Raw genomic sequence first — 23,888 nt, forward strand, 5'->3', positions numbered from 1 at the left:
CGTCAGGCCGTCTCTCCGACCCGTCAGCACCGCCTCAGCAGCGCCGGTGAAGGGGGTTCTAAGTATAACCAGCACTAGCCGCAAGTGGAAAATTCGAGAAACCTGCAAAAAACCGCAGAAACGTATTTAAATTAACAAAAACAATAGGTTACATCATGTCGAATTGAGCCGACCACGCATTTCCGCGCTGACCTCACCTCGAATCCCGGCTTTTGCACAGGGTTACCCACAGACTCGGTCGCGAGTCAGGCGGAATCGGCTTCATGCGGCCGAGTCAGCAGACCCGCAAACGGAACACGCAGCAGCAACAAGCCGACAATCAGGGACAAGTAGACCAGTGGCTCGATCTGAAAGCCCTTGGCCAGCATGACATAGTGCAACCCACCCAAGACCGCCGCTGGGAAGACCAGTCGCTGCAGGCTGCGCCAACGAGGCCCCAACTTGCGCACAGACAGATTGTTCGATGTCACCGCCAGCGGCAGCATCAGGACAAACGCGGCCATGCCGACCGTTATATAGGGGCGTTTGACGATATCGGCCCAGATCTGGCTGGGCACCTGCACGTCCAGAACAAGCCACACCAGCAGATGCAGACCGACATAGGTGAATGTCAGCACGCCAAGGGCTCGGCGGAACTTCAGCAGGTTCAGACCAAGGAACCGCCGCAGCGGAGAAATCGCCAGCACGGCAATCAATAGCTGCAGCGCCAGTTCTCCGTACCGATGTTCCAGCGCCTCGATCGGCTCCACGCCCAAGCCACCGGTCAGCGCCTGATAGAACAGCCACGGGGCCGGAAGCACCCCCAGCAGATACACCGCCCAGACGGGGATACGGCGCAATATCTGATTCACCCACTGCATAGGCTTAATAGTATTCCGCCAGATCCATGCCCTCGTACAGGCCTGCGACTTCTTTCTCGTAACCATTGTACATCAGGGTCGGGATGCGCTTGGCAAAAAGACCGCCGCCGATTTGACGTTCCGAGGCCTGCGACCAGCGCGGATGATCCACGTTCGGGTTCACATTACTATAGAAGCCATACTCACGCGGGTTGGACATGTTCCAGCTGGTGGGTGGCTCGACATCCGTAAGGGTGATCCGCACGATCGACTTGATCGACTTGAAGCCATATTTCCACGGCACCACCAAACGCAGAGGCGCGCCGTTCTGGTTCGGGATCGGACGGCCATAGATACCGGTCGCCATGATCGTCAGCGGGTGCATCGCCTCATCCAGACGCAGGCCTTCGCGATAGGGCCAGTCCAGAATCGGATAGCGCACGCCCGGCATCTCATCGGGGATCACGGCGGTCTCAAAGGCCACGTACTTGGCGCCGTCCTGCACACCTGCCATGTTCAGCAGATCGGCCAGTTCGAACCCGTTCCACGGAATCACCATCGACCAGGCCTCGACACAGCGGAAGCGATAGATCCGCTCCTCGACCGTCATCTCGGACAGGATGGCCTTGAAGTCATACTCACCCGGATTGTCGACCAGTCCGTCGATCTTGACGCTCCACGGCTCGGTGGTCAGGGCGCCGGCATATTTGGCCGGATCGTCCTTACGGGTCCCGAACTCGTAGAAATTGTTGTATGAGGTGATCTCTTCCCAGGTGTTCGGCTCCAGCGCCTCCTGCGCCGCGGCCCCCCGCGACATCCCTGCCAGTCCGACACCTGCCAGTCCGGCCATGACCTGCCGCCGGTTCAGAAACGCCGCCCGTGGGGTGACGTCAGCATGTGTCAGTGTATTGGTCCAGCGATGCGCCATGTATGTCTCCAGTCGTCAAACATCCTCAGATAGTGAGGTAATCCGCTGATAGCACAGAGCCAAGGAAACAGGCGTCACGATTGAGAGACGAGATTGTAACGTATCGGGCCCATCGGCCGGTCACTGCGATTCCAAAATGACACATTGCCGCCCTGCATTTGACAATCCCTTCTGAAAAGAACTGGCGCAGCCTGTTCCGGTTGGATACGCCGACAGTTAAACGAATACCGATAAGAGATTACTACAGTGCTGTTTGCCAAAGCGTTCCCTTTGTCCCTGTCCATTTGCTGGCGCCTGGCCGTTGTCTTGCCGGTCATGTTTATTGCCCTGGCCCTTTATAACCTGTTCGGAGCCCTGGTCGGATTTTTGCTGGGCCTCATCTTCCCGCCATTTGCCTTCATCGTGACGTTCCTGATCATGGCCTCTTCCAGCGTCGTTCCGACCCTGCTTGGGACAAGGATGGGGCTGCAGGTCAAAGGCGTGAAGCCCAGCACTGGCATCAAGGGTCTGTTCACCCCGGCTGTTATCTATGGTGCCGTCGAGGGCGTAAGTGTGACGCTTATCATTGGCGTGATCGTTGCGGCCTCAATTTTCGTGATTTCACCGGACATCCTGCAACAGAGTGAAATCGCCGACCTGGCGCTTGAATATGTCGACCCGTCCTGGGTAACTCCGGGGCTGCTGGGGCTGCTTGCGGTCTTTCTGTCGGTGTGCTCGATCCGGGCCAGCCTGCTTGTGCCGATCACATCCGCCTCGATCGGGCGGGACCCGGATGGTATGCACTATACACCTTTTCGGCATTTTCGGGCCTCGTTCGGCCCTCTGTTTGCGCTGACCATCTTCAGCTATGTCGGGATGTTCGTCCTGCACGCACTTCTGATCGCGCTGATGATCGCCATGGACTATTTCGGTTCGTTGCAGGCTGACCTGCAGGAATTTGAAGACATGACCAAGGGCATGGCCTCCATCCGGCCCCTCTGGTCGCTGCTTGGCCTGTTCGTCGTCTACATGCTGATCGGGACTTGGGCTTTCAGCCTGCAATGCGCAGGCGGGGTACTGGGGTATCTGAGGTTGCGCGAGACGGCACCGAAACTGTCCGAGGTGATCGAGGCCAATCAAAAGTCCAAGCAGGACACCGAGGACACCCCACGGATGAGCGCGGAAGACCTGCGCGCCCTGCGCAAAAGCCGCCAGACAGGCAACTACTAAACCCGGCTAGCGTCCACATTTGCGGGCGCGGCCGTGGCGGCGCCTACACCCTTCCCGGGTTTACAAGGCTTGCGGCAAAAATGCAGGCTGATCCCCAGGTACTGAAGACGAAAAGCGGATGGCCTGCCCGTCCCAACAGCTGAAGAACCTCAGAGGGAGAAGACGAATGTGTGACATTTGCGTAATGAACGCCGTCAAGGACCGTATGCTGTCGCGACGCGGGTTTTTCAAAGCCGCCGCTGCCTCCGGCGTGGCCGCTGCCGCAACCGGAGTTGCCGCGCCCGCAGCGCTGGCTGCTGGTCACGGCGGGGTCGAAGACATGACCCACGCGATCAGCCCCGATTTCCCGACCTATTTCGGAGAGCCGGGATACGCGTCCGAACAGGTTTTCAACTTCGCAGAACATGGCTTCAACGTTCAACGCATGGTGGTGAACGAACACACCGGCACGCATATTGATGCCCCTTTGCATTTCTCGGCAGACGGGGCCTCGGTGGATGAAATCCCGGTCTCGGATCTGGTCGCACCGCTCTGTGTCGTAGACATCGCGGCCCGCGCGGCCGAGGACGCGGACACGCTGCTGACCCCGGACGACCTGAGGGCGTGGGTTTCGGCCAACGGCGATATACCGGACGGTGCGTGCGTTGCGCTTTATTCCGGCTGGGCCGCCAAGGCCGACAGCGATGCCTATCGCGGATTTGACGGTGAGGCACAGCATTACCCCGGTTTCCACGTCGAAGCCGCGCAGATGCTGTTGGAAGAAACCGGCGCGCGGTCGATCGCATCGGACACGTTGTCGTTGGACCACGGCATTTCAACGGATTTCGCCACGCATTATGCATGGCTGCCGACCGGCCGTTTCGGGATCGAAAACATGGCCGGTCTGGACCGGGTGCCGGCCGCCGGTGCCACGCTGGTTATCGGCGCACCCAAACATGTCGGCGGCACGGGCGGTCCGGCACGGATATTTGCACTGATATAAAGCCGTTTCAGACCCGCCTGCGCAGGCGGGTCTATTGCCCCCTCTCAAGAAACCACCATGACCAAAAATCATCCCTCCCCCACCTTTGCCCTGATCAGCCCCGAGGCCGAGGCATTTGCCGCCGATGCCCCGAAACGCGATCTAAGCCAGCCTGTCGACGACATTCGGGCCATGTCGCGAAAGGAAAGCGAACAGGGATGCGCGTTTATGATTGAAAAGACCCGCGTCTCCTTGTCAGAACAAACTATCGCAGGCGTGCAATGCACGGTCATCGCGCCGCCTGAACCGCGCGGGGGCCGCAAACTTGTCTACCTGTTCGGTGGTGGTTTCACTTTAGGCAGCCCGTTCGAGGACCTGCCGATTTCTGCCTCGCTTGCAGCAAAAACTGGCGCGGTTGTGATCGCGCCGCATTACCCTCTGGCCCCCGAACATCCTTACCCGGCGGCACTTGACGCCTGTACCGCAGTAATCTCTTCCGTTCTGGCCGAAACGCCCGGCGCTTGCCTGTGCGGAGAATCTGCTGGCGGTAACCTGGCGCTGGCAGCACTTCACCGGCTGCGTGCGACTCGTGGACCGCAACCAAAGGCGCTGGCCATGCTGTCGCCATTTGTCGATCTGCTCAATCCCGGTGACAGCGGCCGGGCGGGTCAGGACCCGTTCCTCAACCAGCCCGAGATTGAGTTTTTCCGGTCCTGTTATTTGCCTCAGGACACCGACCTGACACAGTCCGGCATCTCACCAATCTACGGCCCTTTCGACGCCGATTTTCCGCCCGTCTTCCTGACCAGCGGAACCCGCGATCACCTGCTGAGCGGTTGCGTGCGACTGGATCACCTCCTGCGTAGGGCGGGCGCGGACAGCACCCTGCGCATTTGGGAGGGCATGTGGCACGTGTTCGAGTTCTACCCGAATATTCCCGAAGCGGACGCGTCTCTGACGGAAATCGCCGGTTTTCTGAACCGGCATTTTGCCAGGGCATAAAAAAGACCCGCCGAAATGGCGGGTCTTTTTCGTTCTCAGATGTTCGTCAGTGCACGACAGCATCATCCGGGCGGGGCCGCTCTGACGTGCCAAGGCGGTCACCGATGATCAGGCCATCGGCACCGGCAGTCACGGGAACGGTTTCGCCGTCCTTGATCTCACCGGCCAGCAAGGCTTCGGCCAGAGGGTTCTGCAAGGCGCGCTGGATCACGCGCTTCAGCGGACGGGCACCGAAAACCGGGTCATAGCCTTCATTGGCCAGCCATTCCTTGGCGCCATCGTCCAGAACCAGCTCGATCTTGCGGGCGGCCAGACGTTTCTGCAGACGCGCCATCTGAATATCGACGATGCCATCCATATCGGCCCGCTTGAGGCGGTCAAAGATGATCGTTTCATCCAGACGGTTGAGGAATTCCGGCCGGAAATGCGCCCGGACCGCATCCATCACGTCCCGCCGTGCCTGCGCGCTGTCCGCGCCTTCGGGCAATTGGCTCAGCGCCTGAGATCCAAGGTTCGACGTCAGAATGATCAGCGTCTGCTTGAAGTCCACGGTGCGGCCCTGACCATCTGTCAAAACACCATCATCCAGAACCTGCAACAGCACGTTGAACACATCCGGGTGCGCCTTTTCGACCTCATCGAACAGCACGACCTGATAGGGCCGGCGCCGCACGGCCTCGGTCAGCACGCCGCCTTCGTCGTAGCCGACATAACCCGGAGGGGCACCGATCAGACGGGCGACCGCGTGTTTTTCCATGAACTCGGACATATCAATACGCACCATCGCGTTGTCGTCATCGAACAGGAAATTCGCCACGGCCTTGGTCAGCTCGGTCTTACCCACGCCGGTCGGCCCGAGGAACAGGAACGAACCCAGCGGGCGGCCTTCGTCATTCAGGCCCGCACGCGCACGGCGCACGGCGTTGGCCACGGCGGTGACCGCTGCATCCTGACCGATCACGCGGGAATGCAGATCGTCTTCCATCCGCAGCAGCTTCTCACGCTCGCCTTCCAGCATTTTCGAGGTCGGGATACCCGTCCAGCGCTCCACGACAGAGGCGATCTGTTCCGGACGCACCGTTTCCTCGGCCATCATGGCGTTGCTTTCGGCGTTCTCAGCCTCGGTCAACTTTTTCTCAAGCTCGGGGATGACGCCATAGGACAGCTCACCCGCCTTGGCCAGGTTACCTTCGCGCTTTGCGATCTCCAGATCGGCCCGCGCTTTATCGAGCTGTTCCTTCAGATCGCGCGCACCTGCCAGCTTGTCACGTTCGGCCTGCCACTGAGCGGTCATCTCGGCGGATTTCTCCTGCAGATCGGCCAGATCCTTTTGCAAGGTCTCCAGACGGTCCTTGGAGGCCGCGTCATCTTCCAGCTTCAGCGCCTCTTCCTCGATCTGCATCTGCAGGATCTGGCGATCCAGCTGATCCAGCTCTTCGGGCTTGGAATCCACCTCCATCCGCAGGCGCGACGCGGCTTCATCGACAAGGTCGATGGCTTTGTCGGGCAGGAAGCGGTCGGTGATATAGCGATGCGAGAGCGTCGCCGCCGATACCAGCGCCGAGTCGGAAATCCGCACGCCGTGGTGCAGCTCGTACTTTTCCTTGATGCCACGCAGGATGCTGATTGTGTCCTCGACGGTCGGTTCGGTGACCATCACGGGCTGGAACCGGCGCGCAAGGGCCGCGTCTTTTTCCACGTATTTGCGATACTCATCCAGCGTGGTCGCACCGATACAATGCAGCTCACCCCGCGCAAGCGCGGGCTTGATCAGGTTGGCCGCATCCATCGCACCGTCGGATTTCCCGGCACCGACCAGCGTGTGCATCTCGTCGATGAACAGGATGATCTCACCGGCGGCCTCGGTAACTTCGGTCAGAACGGCCTTGAGGCGTTCTTCGAACTCGCCGCGATATTTCGCACCGGCGATCAGCGCGCCCATATCAAGCGCGAGCAGTTTCTTGTCCTTCAGCGATTCCGGCACGTCACCGTTGACGATGCGCAGGGCCATGCCCTCGGCGATCGCGGTTTTCCCGACACCGGGCTCACCGATCAGAACCGGGTTATTCTTGGTGCGGCGCGACAGAACCTGCATCGAGCGGCGGATTTCCTCGTCGCGTCCGATGATCGGGTCGATCTTGCCTTCGGCTGCAGCCTCGGTCAGGTCGCGCGCGTATTTCTTGAGCGCGTCATACCCTTCTTCGGCCGACGCGCTGTCGGCGGTGCGACCCTTGCGGATGTCATTGATCGCCTCATTCAGTTTCTGCGCGGATACGGCACCAGCCTCCAAAGCCTCTTTGGCTTTGGATTTCACCATGCACAGCGCCATCAGAACGCGCTCGACCGGCACGAAACTGTCGCCCGCCTGGGTGGCGATCTTCTGCGCCTCGTCCAGAACCTTGGCGGTCTGGCCGTCCATGTAAATCTGGCTTGCGTCCCCGCTGACCTTCGGGATTTTCCCCATGGCCACGTCCAACGCCTCGACCACGCGGTTCGGCGCACCGCCCGCGCGTGTGATCAGGTTGCTGGCCAACCCCTGATCGTCATCCATCAATGCTTTCAGTATATGTGTGGGCTCCAGCCTCTGGTGCCCCTCGCGCAGTGCAATTGTCTGCGCCGCCTGCACGAACCCCCGTGCCCGCTCGGTGAACTTGTTTAAGTCCATAGCAATCTCCTTTTTCTAAGCGCCCTGAATATGATGCGCCCGCTTGGCGGCACGCATCGGTCTGGGCCTCGCATTCAATCTGGTGAATTTCTAAAGGCTTTCAAGACATAGTATACGCAAATAGCTCTGAGTCTTCCTCTGGTTCCGCGTGTAATGCGCCGATTGTTGACAACGACCTAACGAAACACCCTGCTACGCCGAAAGGACGGCACCTAACCGAAACCTTTGGTCTTGCCCGGAGATTCACGCTCAATTAGTTTCGCGTCACCGACAGGAGAATTCGAGTTGAAAGTTTGCGCCGTCACCATGGTCTAAAAGGATCATTGGTACTTATCGAAATGGATCGAGTATTACGGCCAGCTGCTCGGCACGCAAAACCTGTACATTATCGGTCATGGCAACGACAACGTTCATGCTGAACTGGCGAAGGATTGCAACCTGATCAGAATCCCGCGCAATCAGTTGCCTGAGGATTTTGATGAACAGCGCTGGTGGATGCTCACCGATATCTGCGCCGTTCTTCTCAACGCGCATGACTGGGTGCTGTGCGGAGATGTGGATGAAATCGTCCTGCCAACACAGACCGACCAGACCCTTCTTCAGATTTTGGAAAACCAAAAGTCGCAAAGTGTCGTGGGCGCCGTGGGGTTCGAGGTCGAGCCGCTGACGGACGACAGGTTGCAGCTCAGGTTTTCGGCACGCTATTCGAAACCCTTTGCCCTGAGCGAACCGATCACGTTTTCTCTGGGCGCACACGGGGCCTTCCATACCTGGGCGCATGCACCCGGACTTGCGCTGATCCACTATCCACTGGCCAACAGGGCCTCCATGAAACACCGCTCCGACGCGCTGGAGGCTGATTTCGAGACATTGCGCAACGCACCGGTGCAGGACCGCAGTTTCCGCCACATCGCTTTGATCAAGTGGGGGGACGTGCAACGCCGCAAAGCCAACGTCACGGCGGAAGTGCACGACAGTGACAACCCCGTTCCCCTGCGCGAAGCCGCGTTGCAGGCCGTGCCGCATCTGACCAGTTCGATGAGAGTTGTTGAGGGCAAAGAATATCGCGTGGCACCACGCAGGCTGCGCAACATCAGTATCCTGGCGGAGATGGATGACAGGCTGACCAAGCTTTTTTCCTAGGCACTGCTACGCCCGGGCGGCCTATCGCCGTGGAACAGTATACACCGAGTAGCCCCCGGTTTTCGCCACCTGCCGCGCCCCGTACATATCGACCAGAGACTGCGCCGCATCGCTGCCTGTCGGGCAGGACACAAGATCCGCTGCGTCATCCAGAAAATCGATGGTAAAAGCCGTTTCCCCGGTCAGTTGGCAATCGTCATCGGTGGACCGATATCCGCGCACAAGACGCAGATCATCATTTGTCGGCGACACGATGAATGTATCCGCCGCCTCCGTCTCCAAAGGCATGTCCTGACAGGCCGCCAATACCAGACCGAGTCCAAACCCAAACCGCGCTTTCATATTCCCCCCATCAGAATTGCTCGCTTGTTCGACCGTCACCATAGCACAACCCGGTTTCTGCGACTTGATCAATATCTCTCCGGCGCTGCATGGACAGAAGCGCCCGAACCCGCTAGGACGCAGACGTTTGCCAAAAAGGAGCTTGCCCCATGTCTGATGACCGCTTGATCGTTGCCCTAGATGTCCCGAACGCCCTGCAGGGGCTGGCCATGGCCGAGCGGCTGGGCGACGCCGTGTCCTTTTACAAGATCGGCTTGGGGATGCTGACAGGTGGCGGGCTGGCCCTGGCCAATGAGCTGAAACAGGACCACGGCAAACGCATCTTTCTGGACATGAAGCTGTTCGATATCGGCAACACGGTCGAAAACGCCGTGCGGGGGCTGGCGCAGTTCGATCTGGATTTCCTGACCGTGCATGGCGACCCGCACGTGGTGCGCGCGGCGAAAGAGGGCGCATCGGGCAAGGACCTGAAGATTCTCGCCGTGACCATTCTGACCTCGCTGAACCGCGACGATCTGGATGCCAGCCTGCTGAAACAGGGCGACGTGCAGGATCTGGTGGTCGAACGCGCCGCCCGCGCGCTTGAGGCCGGGGCCGATGGCGTCATCGCCAGCCCGCAGGAGGCCGCCCTGATCCGCGCCCTGCCCCAGGCCGAAGGCCGCCTGATCGTGACCCCCGGCGTCCGCCCGGCAGGGGCTGCCTTGGGCGATCAGAAACGCGTCGCCACCCCGGCCAGCGCCATTGGCGACGGAGCCGACCATATCGTTGTCGGCCGTCCGATCTATCAGGCAAAGGACCCGAAAGCGGCCGCAGAGGCAGTTCTTGCCGAGTTAAATTCCTTGACACGGCACTGACGCACCCCGCCAAATCGGCGGATTTCCGCGCCAAAAAGCGCCGCCAACCGGTTGACCTTGCGTCACTTTCCCGCCGATCCGCGCCAAATCGTCCCTGTGCCCCAAAACACACATGAAAAACCCGAGTTTTTCTTCTGTGTCCTGGGTCCTATCGAAACCCGTGAATTTAAGCGATTCTGGGGCCGTGATACTCCCCGCGGACCGTCTCTTCCTGAGGTCCGTCACCTCCCCCCGCCACTTCGCGGGGGGTCTTCTTCTGGACATCGCTGTGACCTTTGCATCTGCCCGCACTTTGCGCAGCAGCCAGGGCTGGTATAAGTAAGCGGCTGATTGGATCGCACGGAAGGCGGGAAAACTTCATGCCCGGTCTCTGCCGAGATTGCCTGACCACATTGACCACTGAAGGGCGCTGCCCTGCCTGCGGCAGCCCGCGGATCAAGACACATCCCGAACTGTTTGATCTGTCCATCGCCCACATGGATTGTGACGCCTTTTATGCCTCGGTCGAGAAACGCGACAACCCGGAGCTGGCCGACAAGCCGGTGATCATCGGCGGCGGTAAGCGGGGGGTGGTGTCCACGGCCTGCTACGTCGCCCGCATTCGCGGGGTGCGCTCAGCCATGCCGATGTTCAAGGCGCTTCAACTCTGCCCCGAGGCGGTGGTGATCAAGCCACGCATGTCGGTCTATGCCGAAGTGTCCCGTGAGATCCGCAAGATGATGGATGAGCTGACCCCGGTGGTCGAACCGCTGTCACTGGACGAGGCCTTCATGGACCTGTCCGGCACCGAACGCCTGCACGGCGCGCCACCTGCAGTGATGCTGGCACGACTGGTGAAGCGGATGAAGGATGAGCTGGGTGTGACCGGCTCGATCGGGTTGTCGCACAACAAGTTTCTGGCCAAGGTGGCCTCGGACCTCGACAAGCCGCGCGGGTTTTCGGTGATCGGTCAGGCTGAAACGGCGGAATTTCTGTATGACAAACCGGTACGGCTGATCTGGGGCATTGGGCCGGCCGCGCAGGAATCGCTGGACCGCGCCGGTATCCGCAGCTTTTCCGACCTGCTGCGCTGGGATCAGGAGGCGCTGACTGCGCGGTTCGGCTCCATGGGCTATCGGCTGTGGCATCTGGCCCGCGGGCAGGACAAGCGGCGCGTTTCGGCGCACGAACCGATGAAGTCGATCAGCAACGAGACCACATTTTTCGAAGACACCGCCAACCTGGACATTCTGGACGGTCACCTGTGGCGCATGTCGGAAAAGGTCGCCGACCGCGCCAAGGCCAAAGCTCTGGCCGGGCGGGTCGTCACGCTGAAGCTGAAACGCGCCAATCACAAGATCATCACCCGCCGCCTGTCCCTGCGGGACGCGACGCAGATCGCCGACCGGATTTATCACACCGCACGGGGGTTGTTCGATCAGGTCGGGGATCAGGGGCCCTATCGCCTGCTGGGCGTTGGCCTGTCCGATCTGTGCGCTGAATCGCAAGCGGACATTTCCGGCGACCTGCTGGACCCCGGTGCCACCCAGAGGTCACAGGCCGAACGCGCAACCGACGAAATCCGGCGCCGCTTTGGCAGCGATGCGATTGTGAAAGGCCGCGCCCTGCGCTGAGATCACTCGGCGGCCAGAGGCAGGGATTCCTCGCCGATACCGGCAATGTCCCGGATGACCTCGCGCAGAATCTTCTGAAACTCAGCGAAATTCTCATTCGGCTCGATTCGGGCTTCGTCCATGTATAGCGCCCGATCGATCTCGATCTGCACGGCGTGCTGATCACGAGTCGGGCGACCATAAGTCTGGGTCACGTAAGCCCCGGCAAAGGGCGTGTTACGCGCCACGTTCAGCCCGGCCGCGACAAAAGCCGCCTCGATCCGGTCCACCACATCAACCGAAGCCGACGCCCCGAACCTGTCACCCAGCACCACATCCGGCCGTCGGGCTCTTGGGTTGCTGACCATGGCAACGGCCTCATGCGGCATCGAATGGCAATCGACCAGAATCGCCTGCCCGAACGCATCGTGCGAGTCGGCAAGCAGGGATTTGATCCGGGCGTGATAGGGCCGCCAACAGGTGTCGATACGAAGACGGGCCTCATCCATCGTCAGCTTGCCGCGATAAATCGCACGTCCATTGGCCACCACGCGGGGAATCACCCCCAGCCCCGAGGCCACACGCGGATTGTGCCCATGTCGGCGCGCGCCCTGAATCAGCGCAGGGTCCAGCTCCTCGGCGCTGCGGTTCAGGTCCAGATACGCGCGCGGCATCACCGCCGAGATCAACGGCGCGCCAAAGTCAGCCGCAGCGCGGAACAACTGATCCACAAAGGCATCTTCCGAGGATCGAATCACATTTTCGCCCAGAACCGTGCGGCTGAGCATGGTTTCAGGGTAGTTCCGGCCACTATGCGGAGAAGAAAACACAACGCAGGACGTGCGGCTGGTGGGCATATCCAGTACATAGGGCGTGTTCTGCATGGTGACTCCTTGTTCGGTTTCAGCATAGACCGGAAAATAGTTCCACCAAACCCCTTGAACCCCTCTGCGACTCCTTTTATAGACCCCGCTACCGGCGCGGGGTTCCGCGCCCCATTTCGTTATGGGGCAGGACAACGCAAAGGTTTAAGTGGGCGGTTAGCTCAGCGGTAGAGCACTTCGTTGACATCGAAGGGGTCACAAGTTCGATCCTTGTACCGCCCACCATCGTTTCACTGTTCCGGAATACCGGGGCACCCGCTAACCCAGGCGCTGGCCACGTCTTTGATGAAGGCGCCGCAGATTGGAGACAGACCCATGAAGGTCAAGAACTCGCTCCGCTCGCTCAAGAACCGGCACCGCGACTGCCGGGTTGTGCGTCGCAAAGGCCGCGTCTACGTGATCAACAAGACGCAGCGCAAGTTCAAAGCTCGCCAGGGCTAAGAACTACGCATAACCGTTTAAAGAAACCGCGCCTTCGGGTGCGGTTTTTTTGTGGCTAAGTCTGTCTTGCGGTCATGACGGGCGCAGCCACAGCGTGCCGCTCCGGTAGCTGGCTCACTTATCGCGCCAAAGATCGGGGTACTTCGTTCGGGAAGGCCGAGTCGATATTGTCAACATTATGGGGACAATAAAGGCCGTCATGGAATATTGATTTCGTTTCGCGGCAAGAATCGGCCCAACAGTCACCTTATGCCGCAACTCACTATACAGCCAAAACTCTGCTCTTAAGCTTGGTGGGGTAAGTTAAAGAATTAATGTAGACATGTTTCACATACCCTTTTTGCCAACTCCTAACCGATACTTGATTTATTCAGCCGCAGTTATTCTTCCAACTGCGGCGCTGGCGGCTCTTGCTCAGGTTGTATCGAACACCGACAGCGAATTTGGGCGGCTTGCTTTCGAGATCTTTTGGGTCGGTGAAGAAGCAAACGTGCCAACATTTGTGAACTTCACGCTCCTCGTTGTTTCGAGCATCTTTATTTTTCTGGCGGCTGCTCAGGCTTTTGCTGTCAAGGACCGGTGGCGCTGGCATTGGCTTGCCTTTGCGGCCATCATATTCTTCGCGGCGTTTGACGACGCAGCCCAGGTACACGAACCAGTTGGCGCGTATTTCACCAGGAATTTTGACGGCACCGGATTCTTTGCGTGGGAATGGGTTGTCTACGGTATTGCAGTTGTCTTTATACTTATGCTGCTCGGTTTTCGCTTTGTGGTCTACGGTATGAAGCCTGCGCCACGACGGTATTTTATCCTTGCAGTAGTGGTTTATCTGGGAGGCGCACTCGGGCTCGAGATGACTGCCGCCTTTATGTTTTTTCATGAAATGGAAAATGGGCGTTACGTTACGCTCGCCGAAGAAACCTGTGAAATGTTCGGTTCCGCCCTTTTCGGAGCCTGCGGCCTGAGACAGATTATTCTGATGGCCGATTGATCAGCTCCACCTGAGTGATCCAATCTGATAGCCGGTACATGACGTGGCTTTCAGCAAAACGGGCAGTGGATTCGGTGGTCCGCCGCGGACGTTTTCACGTGCGACCATTTTCCCAACTAAATTTGTCGGATTTACTTGCATCCCCACAAGAATTGTTTCATTGACCTTTTCAGTCAGAAATAAACCACCACAGCTTTCAAAGTTGGGAAACATGATGCTGAAATCCTCTACCTGCGTTGCCGCCGCCCTGACGGCCCTGATTGCAACCTCTGCCGCTGCCGAGGGAGAGCTGAACCTCTACTCCTCGCGCCACTACGACACCGACGAAAACCTGTACGGTGAATTCGAAGAGGCAACCGGCATCACCATCAACCGCATCGAGGGCAAGGCCGATGAGCTGATCGCCCGGATGGAAGCCGAAGGGGCGAACTCGCCTGCCGATATCCTGCTGACCGTCGATACTTCGCGTCTGGCGCGGGCCAAGAATGCAGGCGTTCTTCAATCCATCGACAGCGCCGTTCTGGAAGAGCGCATCCCCTCCAACCTACAGGACACCGACAACGAGTGGTTCGGCTTTTCCCAGCGCGGCCGCATCATCTTTTTCGACAAGGAAAACGTAGCCAACCCGCCGGCCACCTATGCCGATCTGGCCAAGCCGGAATACAAGGGCCTGATCTGCATCCGGTCGTCCAGCAACACCTATAACCAGACCCTGCTGGCTTCGATCATCACCCATGAGGGCCCCGAGGCAGCCAAAGCCTGGGCCGAAGGCATCGTCGCCAACATGGCGCGCGATCCGCAGGGCGGCGACACCGATCAGCTGCGCGGCATCGTTTCGGGCGAGTGCGACATCGCAGTATCGAACACCTACTACTTTGCCCGCGCCATCCGCAAAGACGTCAAAGGCGTGTCCGCTGATATCGACTCGATCGGCTGGGTCTTCCCCAACCAGGACAGCACCGGCGCGCATATGAACCTGTCCGGCGCCGGTGTGGCAGCAAACGCACCGAACAAGGAAAACGCGGTGCTGTTCCTGGAATACCTGGCCAGCGACTCGGCCCAGAAATACTTCTCGGCGGGCAATGACGAATTCCCGGCGGTGGAAGGGGTCGAACTTGTGGACTCGGTCAAGGCACTGGGTGAGTTCAAGGCTGATGAGGTGAACCTGTCCGAGGTCGCCAAGAACCTGCCCGAGGCGCAGAAAATCTTCAACGAGGTTGGCTGGAACTGATCCAGACAAAAACCCGAGCAGTAAAAGAGGGCGCAGATTTTTCTGCGCCCTTTCTTGTTGCGCTGCAAATATTTTTGGACAATAATCCCGAATACGAACGCAATTCCCGTATATGAACCATGCTGGATAACCTCTCAGACCGACTTGCCAACCACCTGAACGAGCTGCGCCGGGGCCACGGATGGTCACTGGACCAATTGGCCGAGCGCAGCGGCGTCAGCCGCGCCACCCTCTCGCGAATGGAGAAAGGGGATGTCAGCCCCACCGCGGACACGCTGGGGCGGTTGTGTGCCGCGTATGGCCTGCCGATGTCACGCCTGCTGATGATGGTCGAGGACAGTTTCGACCCGCGCGTACCTTTTGAGCGGCAGCCGGAATGGCGCGATCCGGAAACCGGGTTCACGCGCCGGTCGGTGTCTCCGCCTGCCACGGGCCTCAGCGCCGAGGTTCTGGAAGGCCATCTGCCGCCCGGAACGGTGATCACCTATGACACCCCGCCAAAGCCCGGACAGGAGCATCACCTGATCATGCTGGACGGCGCCTTGACCCTGACGGTGGACGGGGTCGCGCATGATCTGAATGGCGGCGATTGCCTGCGCTATCACCTGTCCGGTCCGACCCGGTTCGAAACACCACCCGCCCGCGGGGCGCGATACTTGCTGGTGCTGATATGATCTCGCGTCAGGACGACAGCGGCTTTGACGATGCGTTGGAGGATTTGACGGATATCCTGCACGCCTGCGTGCAGGATGGCGCCAGCATCGGGTTCGTCCTGCCGTTTACTCCGGATCAAGCCCGCGCCTATTGGCAAAACCGCGTGAGACCGGATGTGCAGACCGGTGCGCTGGATCTTTTCGTGGCCCGCGACAACGGTCGTATTCTAGGCACGGTGCAATTGATTCCGGCAGCGATGCCCAACCAACCGCATCGCGCCGATGTGGGCAAATTGCTGGTCCACCCTGCGGCCCGACGGCGGGGGCTTGGGCGTGCTTTGATGGCCGCGCTTCAGGATCGGGCGACCCAACTGAATCGAACCCTACTGGTGCTGGATACGCGCAGCACTGACCCGTCGCGCATCCTGTACCAAAGCATGGGGTTTCAGATCGCCGGAGAGATTCCGAACTATTGCCGCAACCCGTTCGAAGACCGGCTGGAGCCCACAACCTATATGTTCAAAGACCTGAGCTAGGCCGAGCTTTTGCGCACATTAGCGGCAAAGCAATAGCCGATGCCGTGCACCGTCTTGATAAAGGTCGGCGCGGCGGGGTCGGGCTCGATCTTCTTGCGCAGCCGCGCCACATGCACGTCGATAGTCCGGTCACCGACAATGGTCTCGCGCCCACGGGCCTTGTCCAGCAGCTGATCGCGTGAGAACACCATGTGGGGGTTTGTCACAAAGGCCAGCAGCACATCAAATTCGGTGGTTGTCAAAGGCGTTGCCCCGGATGCACCAGCGGCGGTCAGGGTGCGCTCATTCACATTCAGCACCCAGTCACCAAATTGGACCTGAGGCATCTCGGTTTCGTTCGTTCCCTTCTCTTCGGGCCGAGCCCGGCGCAGAACGGTACGGATGCGGGCCAGAACCTCGCGCGCCTCAAACGGTTTGGTGATGTAGTCATCGGCCCCGAACTCCAACCCGACAACCCGGTCAAAGATCTCATCCCGGCCCGAAAGAACGATGATCGGAATGTTGGAGTTGACCCGCAACTCGCGCGTGATGTCGAACCCGTTGCGACCGGGCAGACCGATATCCAGCAGGATCAGATCGATCTTGGAGGAGTCCAGAACAGCGTCCATCGCATTGCCGTCTGCGGCACAGCTGACCCGGCAACCCTGCTTTTCAAGGTAGCGCTGCAGAAAGGACGTGACCTGCGGGTCATCATCGACGACAAGGATATGTTCTTTAACCATAATCGAGTCCAGGCGGGCGTGTTGAGCTGGCGCGGAACAGTTGTAGCTGCTTCTGACCGCTTCATACAAGAACGTGGCTGACCTGTTCAGCAGCGTCAGAAACGCAGGAACTGCAACCCGTGGCCTTGCGGCAGCGTCTCGGTTTCGGCCGGAATGATGGCCAGACCATCCGCCTGCGCCAGCAACGCGACCCGACCGCTATAGGATGCTGCCATCAGACGCAGCTGCGGGGTGCCGTCGGGCGAGGTGCCCTCGATCGTGACGGGGCGGTATTCCTGACGCCCTGCGCGACGCTCCAGCGGTTCGGCCAGAACCGCCTGTTCCGGCGTGTGCGGGGCGTGGTGCAGACCGGCCCTGCGTGCCATCATGTGCGATCCGATGATCTGCCAGGTCACATAGGCCGAGACCGGATTGCCCGGCAGCCCGACATAGAGCGCATCGCCACGGCGGCCAAACATGATCGGTTTACCCGGCTTCATCGCCACTTTCATCACATCGGTCTGGCCGCCTATTTCGGCAAACAGGCGCGGCATGTGGTCTTCGTCGCCCACCGACACGCCCCCCGTGGTGACGATCAGATCGGAGGTATCGCAGGCCTCACGCAGCACTTGCCCTAGCAGTTCTGGATCATCCTCAACCGGGCCTTTGTCGGTCAGGTCGATCCACGGCTTGTCCAGCAGCGCCCGCAGCATGTAACGGTTCGAGTTGTAAATCTGGCCGGGGCCCAATGCCTCACCGGGTTGGCGCAGCTCGCTGCCGGTTGAAAATATCGTGACCCTCAGCTTGCGATACACCTTGACCTCACCATACCCGGCCGAGGCCAGCGCGGCGGCCTCGCGTGCGGTGATCTCGCATCCACGCCGCAGGATCGGGGCACCGGCCTTCAGGTCCTCGCCTGCGCGGCGGATATGCTGGCCGGGCCTGGGACGGCGGGTAAAGCGGATGCCGTCGGCGGTGATCTCGCAATCTTCCTGCATCAGAACGGCATCGAAATCCGCTGGCACCAGAGCGCCGGTGAATATCCGCAACGCTGCACCTGCGGGCGCATCATGGGCACCGCTGTCCCCGGCGGCCACACGCCCGGCGACGGGTATGTCAAAGGTCGGACCATCACCCAGTTCCGCCGTCCGAACCGCATAGCCGTCCATGGCCGAGTTATCGAAGGCCGGCATGTCCACCTTGCTGGTGCAGTCCTCGGCCAGCACTCGGCCGATGGCGTCGATCAGCGGCAACGCCTCGGTCCCGGCAACCGGATCGGCCACGGCCAGCCCCCGGGTCAGAGCTTCGGACACCGTCAAATACATTTGAGCGTGCCGGTCGCAGGCGCATCCATCAGCCATTTTGATCCTCCAATTGTTCGAACAGCTCTTCAAACCCGGCCCGTTCGGCCTCACCCAATTTCGGCAGATAGGCGCGCGCCTCTTCCAGGTTCGAGCTGGGGTCGCCCACAATCAGCAACATCACCATTCCATGTCGCCCATGCACGCGGCAACGGATGCCGTAGACGCCTTCCTTGTCGAAGGTCAGATCCATTTCGGGCTGGCCGCGGATCTCGAACGCGCGTGCACCCACCGGGATCATGCGGATGATCGAGGTCACCGTATGCCGCCCGGTCGAGCCCTTGAAACGGACGGTCGATCCGGCCGGGACCTGCAGCAGCTTCGGCTCGAACCGAAAGGCATGGGCCGGGGTGTCGGCATTCAGGTCTATGATCTGGTGCACCACGGCAACTTCGGGAATATCCTCGGCCTGTGCGGCGGGGGCAAAGGCCATCACCCCCGCAATGATCGCTGCACTCAGTTTCAGCGAAATTTTCATCTGTCCCTCCGGGTTCAGGCCACCCGCGAGGGATTCCCCAGCAGATCGGCCAGCGCGCTGATCATCACTGGCCACTGGGCGCGGCGGTCTTCGTCGCGCAGCCCGGTCAGCAATTCCCGCCCAATTGTCACGACCGCGGGGGCGCTGTCATTGACATAGGTCACGATCCGCTGCTCGGGATTGGCCAGCAGGAAGGGCACGATGGTCGCCCCGGCCTGATCCGGCGCAGTTTCCGACAGCAGCCGCATCGCCGACTGACGCACCGGGGCCGAGACGTCATCCAGCAGGCTGCGCGCCACATCCGGGGTGCCATCCCATCTGGTCAGAATGTGCATGGCGTCGATGCGGAACGGGGTATCCCCGGTTTTCACCATCGCCCGCAGCTTGCCGCGTAGCGCATCCTGCGGTGGCAGATCAGCCTGTTGCAGCAGTTTCAGAGCCTGCAGCGAGAGGGCAGAATCCGTGTGTGACAAGCCCTGGGTGATCAGATCGACCAGTTGGCTTTCATCCAGCTCCGCACCGTGACGCGCCACCGCGACGCCCAGCGCAGCAAAAGCCTGCTGCGCGACTTCAGTCTCGGGGTCCTTGGCGATCTGCGCCAGCATGACCTGCATCCCCGCCACCTCACCCAGCAGACGGATGGCGGACATACGGGTTTCGCGTTCCAGCGCCTCGGCATCGTCATCCAATGCAACGCGGCGGCGTTTGGGATGACGGGTCGCCTTGGCCAACAATGCCTGTTCGCGCGGGCTCAGGGGTTGGACTTCGTCCTCCTCGGCCTCCTGCGTCATTTCGGCGGCAATGGCGTCATGGCCGAGGATCGCGCCGAGGCTGGAGGTCGGGCCATTCTCGCCGCCCTCGGATACATCCAGACCGGCCGCTTCCAGCGCGGCGATGTCGGTTTGCGGCGTCTCGATGGGTTCTTCTTCCGAATCGGTCATCGGGGCCAAAGCAAAGGACAGCAGCAATTCGCGACCCTGCTGCTGGTTCACATGCGGGCGGTCCGCATCGGTGACGATCATTGCCAGAGAAGCCACGGCCTTCAGCCGCACCGACCGGAAAGGCGAACGGCAGGCGCGCTGCAACCACTCTGCTGCTTCGCGCAAAGGCGAGGTCGCCAGCGCATCGACAATGGCCCATTGGATGCGCTCGGCCTTGAGATCATCCGCATCGACTGAAAACAGCGCATTCAGCCGGTCGGCCACCAGTTCCGGGGCCAGCGCGGCCAGCAAGCCAAGCGCCTGCGCGGACACTTCGGGCTGTTGGCCGGTGGCGAGGAAGTCCAGCACCTGCCAGCGCAGATCTTCCTGATCCACGATTGGCTGACTACGGTCCAAACGCTGGATCAACGCCAATTGCACCTTGGCACCAGGGTCGCGCATCATGCGATCCAGCAGTTCGGGCTCCGAAAAACCGGACAGGTTCAACGCCGCGATGCGGATATCTTCGACCGCATCGGTCAGGGCCTGATCGACAAGCGCAGCATCTTTCGGCATCAGCGCCTGATAGGCGATCAGACGCACGGCCCCGTCCTTGTCGGTGACGGCCTTGCGCAGGATGGCTTCGGCCTCGGTCCCGCCAATTGAGGCCAGCGTGCGCAGGGCGCGGTGGCGCAAGCGGCGGTTGGAGGATAGGGTGAACACGCCCAAAGTCGGCACCGAAGGTTCCCCGATCCGGCCCAGCGCCTCGCAAGCCACATCCCCCAGTTCCTGCCCGTCTTCATCCATCAAGGCCATGACGATGGGTTCAATCGCCTCAGCGTCGCCCATCTGACCCAGCGCCTTGATCGCGGCGATCTGGGTATCGAGCCAATCGTCCCATTCGTCCTGATGCAATTCGTCTTCGTCCCAGGTGATCTCGTCCCCGCGTCCGGTCACAAGCGTGCGCAAATAGGGCGTGGCATCGTCGGATTTCAGTTCGGCCAAGGCCGTCACACAGGCCAGCTTCACCTCTCCGCAGGGATCGTGGATCAGGTTTTCCAGCAGTTGCGGCGCGGCCTCGTGCACGCCCAGCGCGCCCAGCGCTTGGGCCGCGTCCTGGCGCACATCTTCATCGTCATCCAACAGCGCCTCGACCAGCGCGGGGCTATCACCTGCGCCAATGGCGGTCAGGGCCTGAATGGCGCGCAGGCGGATCACGTCATATTCGGATTTTGCGTATTCGGAAAACAGGCCGGTAGCCTCATCGCGCAAAGCGGTATCGGAATGCATGTTCATATCAAGCTGCCATGTCTGCGGTTGGGAAAGGTTGGGGAAAGTGGAAGACAGGTTTCCCAACCGAAACCTGCCTTCCAGGTGAACCGGGGGGCCGGTTCAAGGCCCCTTCTGCAGTGGGACCGAACCCGTGGGGCGGCATGGCGTCCGCCCCCCGGAAAGCTGTCATCAGGCGATGTCGCGCGGTGCAAAGGACATCGTGCGGAACGAGGTCTTGTAGGGGCTCGGACCCAGTTTCCGCAGTTTGGCAACGCCCATCTTGTAGTTGTAGTTGCCGCTGATCCAGTCGACGATCCGACCCTCAAGCGCGTTGGCCGGCTGCTGCATGTGCAGGAAGTCCATGTAAACAACGCTTTTCTTGATGGCGGGCGTGACCATGGCCACGGCGGTGATTGCCGCTTTGGTCAGTTCGATATGCCCGTTCTCCATCAGTTTCGAGAACTGGAAGTCATCGCCTTCCACACCCAGCAGCGTAGTCTTGTTGCCCGGAACCCGTTCCGAATAGACCATCACATAGTCACCGCTTTCGATGCCACGCTCGGCCGCATCGTCGGGGTGAATCTCAACCCAGTTTTCCGGCCAGCGCTGCACGATATACGGGCGGCGGCGGTCGTCGAAGCCGGACTGCCAACGTTCGTTGATCCGGCCGGATGTGGCCCAAAGCTCGCCTTCTTCCTTGTTAGGTTTCAGCCATTCCCAATAGTCCGAGAACAGACCCCAGGGCGATTTCTGGATGTTGCACTTGCCGGTCTGGCTGTTGAAATGCGTCAGCTTCTTGTTGAACACATCCTTACCTGCGGCGCCGGTATCGGGCAGCGTACGGGTCGTGTCGTGCAGACGCTTGGTTTCAATCAGCGTGACCCCATCGGCGTCCAGCATGACCGGGCATTGCACACCGTCGGTGCCAAACTCACGGACCTTCTGGTGCAGGCCTTTACCTTCCATCTTGGCCAGACGATAGACCGCGTGGAAGTCCTTGCGCGACCCGCGGGTAAAGCGCACGGCCTCTTCGGCGACCTCGTTCGAATTCTGCCAGTCGAACCCGTCAAAACCCATCCTCTGCGCCAGTTGCGCGATGATCCACCAGTCGGGTTTCGCCGCACCGGGGGCATCATAGAACTTCTGATACAGGCGCAGGCGACGTTCGCCATTGGCCCGCAAGAAGTCCTCTTCACCCCAGGTCGCTGCGGGGAACACGATGTCGGCGTAGCGGTTGCCGATCGGATCCTGCAGATAGATGTCCTGGTTGATCACCACCATACCGCCGCTGTCGGCGCGGGCCTTCAACGTGTCGATCATCTCTTGCTTGTCGAAAGAGGCGATCTGGTTCGGGTTGCGGACGGTGAGCTCCTCGAACTTGTCGGCCAGTTGCTGCGATCCGCACATGGACTGGATCCATGTGGTGCCGATCACATGGGCCATGCGAGTATGACCTGCGATCAGATACCGGTCGGTATCCATGGCGCGGCGACGGCGACCCGGCAGTTTCTCGGGCGATTTGTTGCGCGGGTATTTCCCGCCCTTCACACCGCCCCGCTGGTGACCACCGGCCCGGCCAATGACCTGACCCGGACGACCGCCACAGCCACAGATGATGCCCAGCGCGGAAATCGCCTGTGTGTTGCCGGTGTTGTTGGACCAGTAGAACCCTTTCTCGATCATGATCGAGGTTTTCGGGCGCGAGCCGTCTTCCTTGGGTTTGGCAAGCCATTCGGCAGCGGTGTAGATCTTCTGCACATCGATCTCGGCCATGGCCGCAGCAGTTTCGGGCGCGAATTCGTCCTGCGACAGCAGCCACTCTTTCCAGTCTTCAAACCCCTTGGTCTGGAACTTGCCCCAGGTCGTGCGCCACTGCCATGGCGTGTTCCTTGTGCCCTGACCGAAGCCGGATGAGCTTTCCCACTTGTTGTTGACCCATTTCTGAATCCAGTCGCTGTCTTCCCAGCCATTTTCCACGATGACGCGGGCGATGGCGTTGACGACCAGCAGGTCAGTGCCGGGCAGAACGTCGATATGCAGGCCGCCCATCTTTTCCGCATGGGCCACACCGGCGGACCGGCGCGGGATCAGATAGATTTCCTTCTGACCGTTCTGCATCCCTTTCATCATCCACTGGGTATAGAGGATGGTCTTGGTCTCATACGGGTCGGTGCCGCAAACCAGAAGGGTTTCCGCATCCCGCCAGTCCTCATACGACGGGCCGAAATTGTCGAAACCCGCATCCCGGAAACCGGGGGTCGAGGTCACGTCGGACGGCGTGTCATGGAAGGTGAAGTTCGCGGTGTTGATATGGCGCAGCGCGTATTTCGAGATCGCATAGGTGTTCTCGATATACTGATAGCTGAAGGTCTTCACGCCATAGGCATTGGTGCCGTGTTTGGCGATCACATGATTGCCCACCTCAGCCGCCACATCCAGCGCCAGATCCCACGGGACCGGCATCAAGGTGCCATAGATCCGCATCAGCGGCGTCTTCAGTCGGTCGCGTGTCGGTGTCTGCGGGTTATAGCATTTCTGCGCGATACACCCGCCCCGCAAGGAACTGTCGCCGTCGGTGTTGACGTATTGCGTGTCCTTGTCGGGGATGATCACTACATGGTGCGGCTGGCCCTTGTGCAGAACGATATTGTGCTGGTTCGGCGCGACCCAGGCACCCAGCGGTGCAACGGGGAAATCCTCGCCAAATGCGTTTTCGTCCGCGGAGGGGCCACCGGATTTGGCCGTCACGGGCCAGCGATAGACTTTGTAACCACAGGCCACGATGCAGTAATCGCAGGCAGTCGAAATGACCTCGGCGCCTTTGGGCGGCAGCGGGACGTTGGTTTCGGGTACGTAATACGGGGTTGCCATGATACCGTTTCCCC

21 protein-coding genes, 1 tRNA gene and 1 pseudogene are annotated in these 23,888 nt (G+C 60.3%); 12 read left to right on the plus strand and 11 right to left on the minus strand.

The features are described 5' to 3' along the window. Positions 1-245: 245 nt before the first annotated feature. Together msrQ and msrP are read right to left on the minus strand one after the other, a co-directional pair. A complete protein-coding gene (gene msrQ, locus GOX88_RS19115; RefSeq protein WP_170405609.1) occupies positions 246-860 on the minus strand; it encodes a protein-methionine-sulfoxide reductase heme-binding subunit MsrQ in 615 nt (204 codons plus the stop codon). Between the two features lie 4 nt (positions 861-864). Further along, positions 865-1,767, minus strand: coding sequence for a protein-methionine-sulfoxide reductase catalytic subunit MsrP (gene msrP / locus GOX88_RS19120; RefSeq protein WP_170405612.1), 903 nt, complete (start codon positions 1,765-1,767; stop codon positions 865-867). Between the two features lie 246 nt (positions 1,768-2,013). Between msrP and GOX88_RS19125 the strand changes: the two genes are divergently transcribed. The 3 genes from GOX88_RS19125 to GOX88_RS19135 all read left to right on the plus strand — a co-directional run bounded on the left by GOX88_RS19125 (position 2,014) and on the right by GOX88_RS19135 (position 4,939). After that, entirely contained in the window at positions 2,014-2,976 is a 963-nt protein-coding gene (locus GOX88_RS19125) for a hypothetical protein (RefSeq protein WP_170431031.1), read from the plus strand. A 166-nt stretch (positions 2,977-3,142) separates the two neighbouring features. After that, a complete protein-coding gene (locus GOX88_RS19130) occupies positions 3,143-3,958 on the plus strand; it encodes a cyclase family protein (protein ID WP_170405617.1) in 816 nt (271 codons plus the stop codon). A gap of 57 nt (positions 3,959-4,015) precedes the next feature. Then, on the plus strand, positions 4,016-4,939 hold the full coding sequence (locus tag GOX88_RS19135; protein ID WP_170405620.1) for an alpha/beta hydrolase: 924 nt from the start codon (positions 4,016-4,018) through the stop codon (positions 4,937-4,939). A gap of 46 nt (positions 4,940-4,985) precedes the next feature. Here GOX88_RS19135 and clpB read toward each other — a convergent pair whose 3' ends face one another. After that, positions 4,986-7,604 carry an ATP-dependent chaperone ClpB gene (gene clpB, locus GOX88_RS19140; protein ID WP_170405623.1) on the minus strand — a complete coding sequence of 873 codons (2,619 nt, stop codon included), beginning with the start codon at positions 7,602-7,604 and terminating at the stop codon, positions 4,986-4,988. A gap of 330 nt (positions 7,605-7,934) precedes the next feature. On the opposite strand from clpB, the pseudogene GOX88_RS19145 reads away from it, so the two are divergent. Then, positions 7,935-8,747 (plus strand): annotated as a pseudogene (locus tag GOX88_RS19145) (hypothetical protein); the annotation flags it as partial. A 21-nt stretch (positions 8,748-8,768) separates the two neighbouring features. Here GOX88_RS19145 and GOX88_RS19150 read toward each other — a convergent pair. Continuing rightward, positions 8,769-9,089 (minus strand): hypothetical protein, encoded by a 321-nt coding sequence (locus tag GOX88_RS19150; RefSeq protein ID WP_170405629.1) that lies wholly within the window; start codon positions 9,087-9,089, stop codon positions 8,769-8,771. 149 nt (positions 9,090-9,238) lie between these two features. Here GOX88_RS19150 and pyrF point away from each other — a divergent pair, with 149 nt between their 5' ends. Both pyrF and GOX88_RS19160 read left to right on the plus strand, forming a co-directional pair. Then, positions 9,239-9,943, plus strand: a complete 705-nt coding sequence (gene pyrF / locus GOX88_RS19155) for an orotidine-5'-phosphate decarboxylase (RefSeq protein ID WP_170405632.1) — start codon at positions 9,239-9,241, stop codon at positions 9,941-9,943. Positions 9,944-10,302: 359 nt separating this feature from the next. Next, complete coding sequence (locus GOX88_RS19160; protein WP_170405635.1) at positions 10,303-11,556, plus strand: DNA polymerase IV; 1,254 nt, start codon at positions 10,303-10,305, stop codon at positions 11,554-11,556. A gap of 2 nt (positions 11,557-11,558) precedes the next feature. Here GOX88_RS19160 and GOX88_RS19165 read toward each other — a convergent pair whose 3' ends face one another. After that, entirely contained in the window at positions 11,559-12,419 is an 861-nt protein-coding gene (locus GOX88_RS19165) for an N-formylglutamate amidohydrolase (protein WP_170405638.1), read from the minus strand. A 150-nt stretch (positions 12,420-12,569) separates the two neighbouring features. Here GOX88_RS19165 and GOX88_RS19170 point away from each other — a divergent pair. The 3 genes from GOX88_RS19170 to GOX88_RS19180 all read left to right on the plus strand — a co-directional run bounded on the left by GOX88_RS19170 (position 12,570) and on the right by GOX88_RS19180 (position 13,851). Beyond that, a tRNA-Val gene (locus GOX88_RS19170) sits at positions 12,570-12,644 on the plus strand. Positions 12,645-12,734: 90 nt separating this feature from the next. After that, positions 12,735-12,860 (plus strand): type B 50S ribosomal protein L36, encoded by a 126-nt coding sequence (ykgO, locus tag GOX88_RS19175; RefSeq protein WP_005648635.1) that lies wholly within the window; start codon positions 12,735-12,737, stop codon positions 12,858-12,860. Positions 12,861-13,182: 322 nt separating this feature from the next. Further along, positions 13,183-13,851, plus strand: a complete 669-nt coding sequence (locus GOX88_RS19180; protein ID WP_217354259.1) for a hypothetical protein — start codon at positions 13,183-13,185, stop codon at positions 13,849-13,851. On the opposite strand, the gene GOX88_RS23315 is transcribed toward GOX88_RS19180, so the two are convergent. After that, positions 13,852-14,064 (minus strand): hypothetical protein, encoded by a 213-nt coding sequence (locus tag GOX88_RS23315; protein WP_217354260.1) that lies wholly within the window; start codon positions 14,062-14,064, stop codon positions 13,852-13,854. It lies immediately after the preceding gene. Position 14,065: 1 nt separating this feature from the next. On the opposite strand from GOX88_RS23315, the gene GOX88_RS19185 reads away from it, so the two are divergent. The 3 genes from GOX88_RS19185 to GOX88_RS19195 all read left to right on the plus strand — a co-directional run bounded on the left by GOX88_RS19185 (position 14,066) and on the right by GOX88_RS19195 (position 16,271). Further along, complete coding sequence (locus GOX88_RS19185) at positions 14,066-15,082, plus strand: Fe(3+) ABC transporter substrate-binding protein (protein WP_170405644.1); 1,017 nt, start codon at positions 14,066-14,068, stop codon at positions 15,080-15,082. Positions 15,083-15,201: 119 nt separating this feature from the next. Then, a complete protein-coding gene (locus GOX88_RS19190; RefSeq protein WP_170405647.1) occupies positions 15,202-15,756 on the plus strand; it encodes a helix-turn-helix domain-containing protein in 555 nt (184 codons plus the stop codon). Beyond that, positions 15,753-16,271 (plus strand): GNAT family N-acetyltransferase, encoded by a 519-nt coding sequence (locus GOX88_RS19195; RefSeq protein ID WP_170405649.1) that lies wholly within the window; start codon positions 15,753-15,755, stop codon positions 16,269-16,271. The genes GOX88_RS19190 and GOX88_RS19195 overlap by 4 nt, the downstream gene beginning before the upstream one ends. Here GOX88_RS19195 and GOX88_RS19200 read toward each other — a convergent pair. The 5 genes from GOX88_RS19200 to GOX88_RS19220 all read right to left on the minus strand — a co-directional run bounded on the left by GOX88_RS19200 (position 16,268) and on the right by GOX88_RS19220 (position 23,874). Next, entirely contained in the window at positions 16,268-16,993 is a 726-nt protein-coding gene (locus tag GOX88_RS19200; RefSeq protein ID WP_170405651.1) for a response regulator, read from the minus strand. The genes GOX88_RS19195 and GOX88_RS19200 overlap by 4 nt on opposite strands. 95 nt (positions 16,994-17,088) lie before the next feature. Then, complete coding sequence (locus tag GOX88_RS19205) at positions 17,089-18,333, minus strand: molybdopterin molybdotransferase MoeA (protein ID WP_170405654.1); 1,245 nt, start codon at positions 18,331-18,333, stop codon at positions 17,089-17,091. Then, positions 18,326-18,811, minus strand: coding sequence for a plastocyanin/azurin family copper-binding protein (locus GOX88_RS19210; RefSeq protein WP_170405658.1), 486 nt, complete (start codon positions 18,809-18,811; stop codon positions 18,326-18,328). The genes GOX88_RS19205 and GOX88_RS19210 overlap by 8 nt, the downstream gene beginning before the upstream one ends. Before the next feature lie 14 nt (positions 18,812-18,825). Beyond that, the gene (locus tag GOX88_RS19215) at positions 18,826-21,027 is read right to left on the minus strand and encodes a HEAT repeat domain-containing protein (RefSeq protein ID WP_170405661.1); all 2,202 of its coding nucleotides are present in this window, start codon (positions 21,025-21,027) and stop codon (positions 18,826-18,828) included. Between the two features lie 165 nt (positions 21,028-21,192). Further along, positions 21,193-23,874 (minus strand): arsenate reductase (azurin) large subunit, encoded by a 2,682-nt coding sequence (locus GOX88_RS19220; RefSeq protein WP_170405664.1) that lies wholly within the window; start codon positions 23,872-23,874, stop codon positions 21,193-21,195. Positions 23,875-23,888: the final 14 nt, after the last annotated feature.

Origin of the sequence: Ruegeria arenilitoris (genome assembly GCF_013030985.1) — a bacterium.
Taxonomy (GTDB): domain Bacteria; phylum Pseudomonadota; class Alphaproteobacteria; order Rhodobacterales; family Rhodobacteraceae; genus Ruegeria; species Ruegeria arenilitoris_B.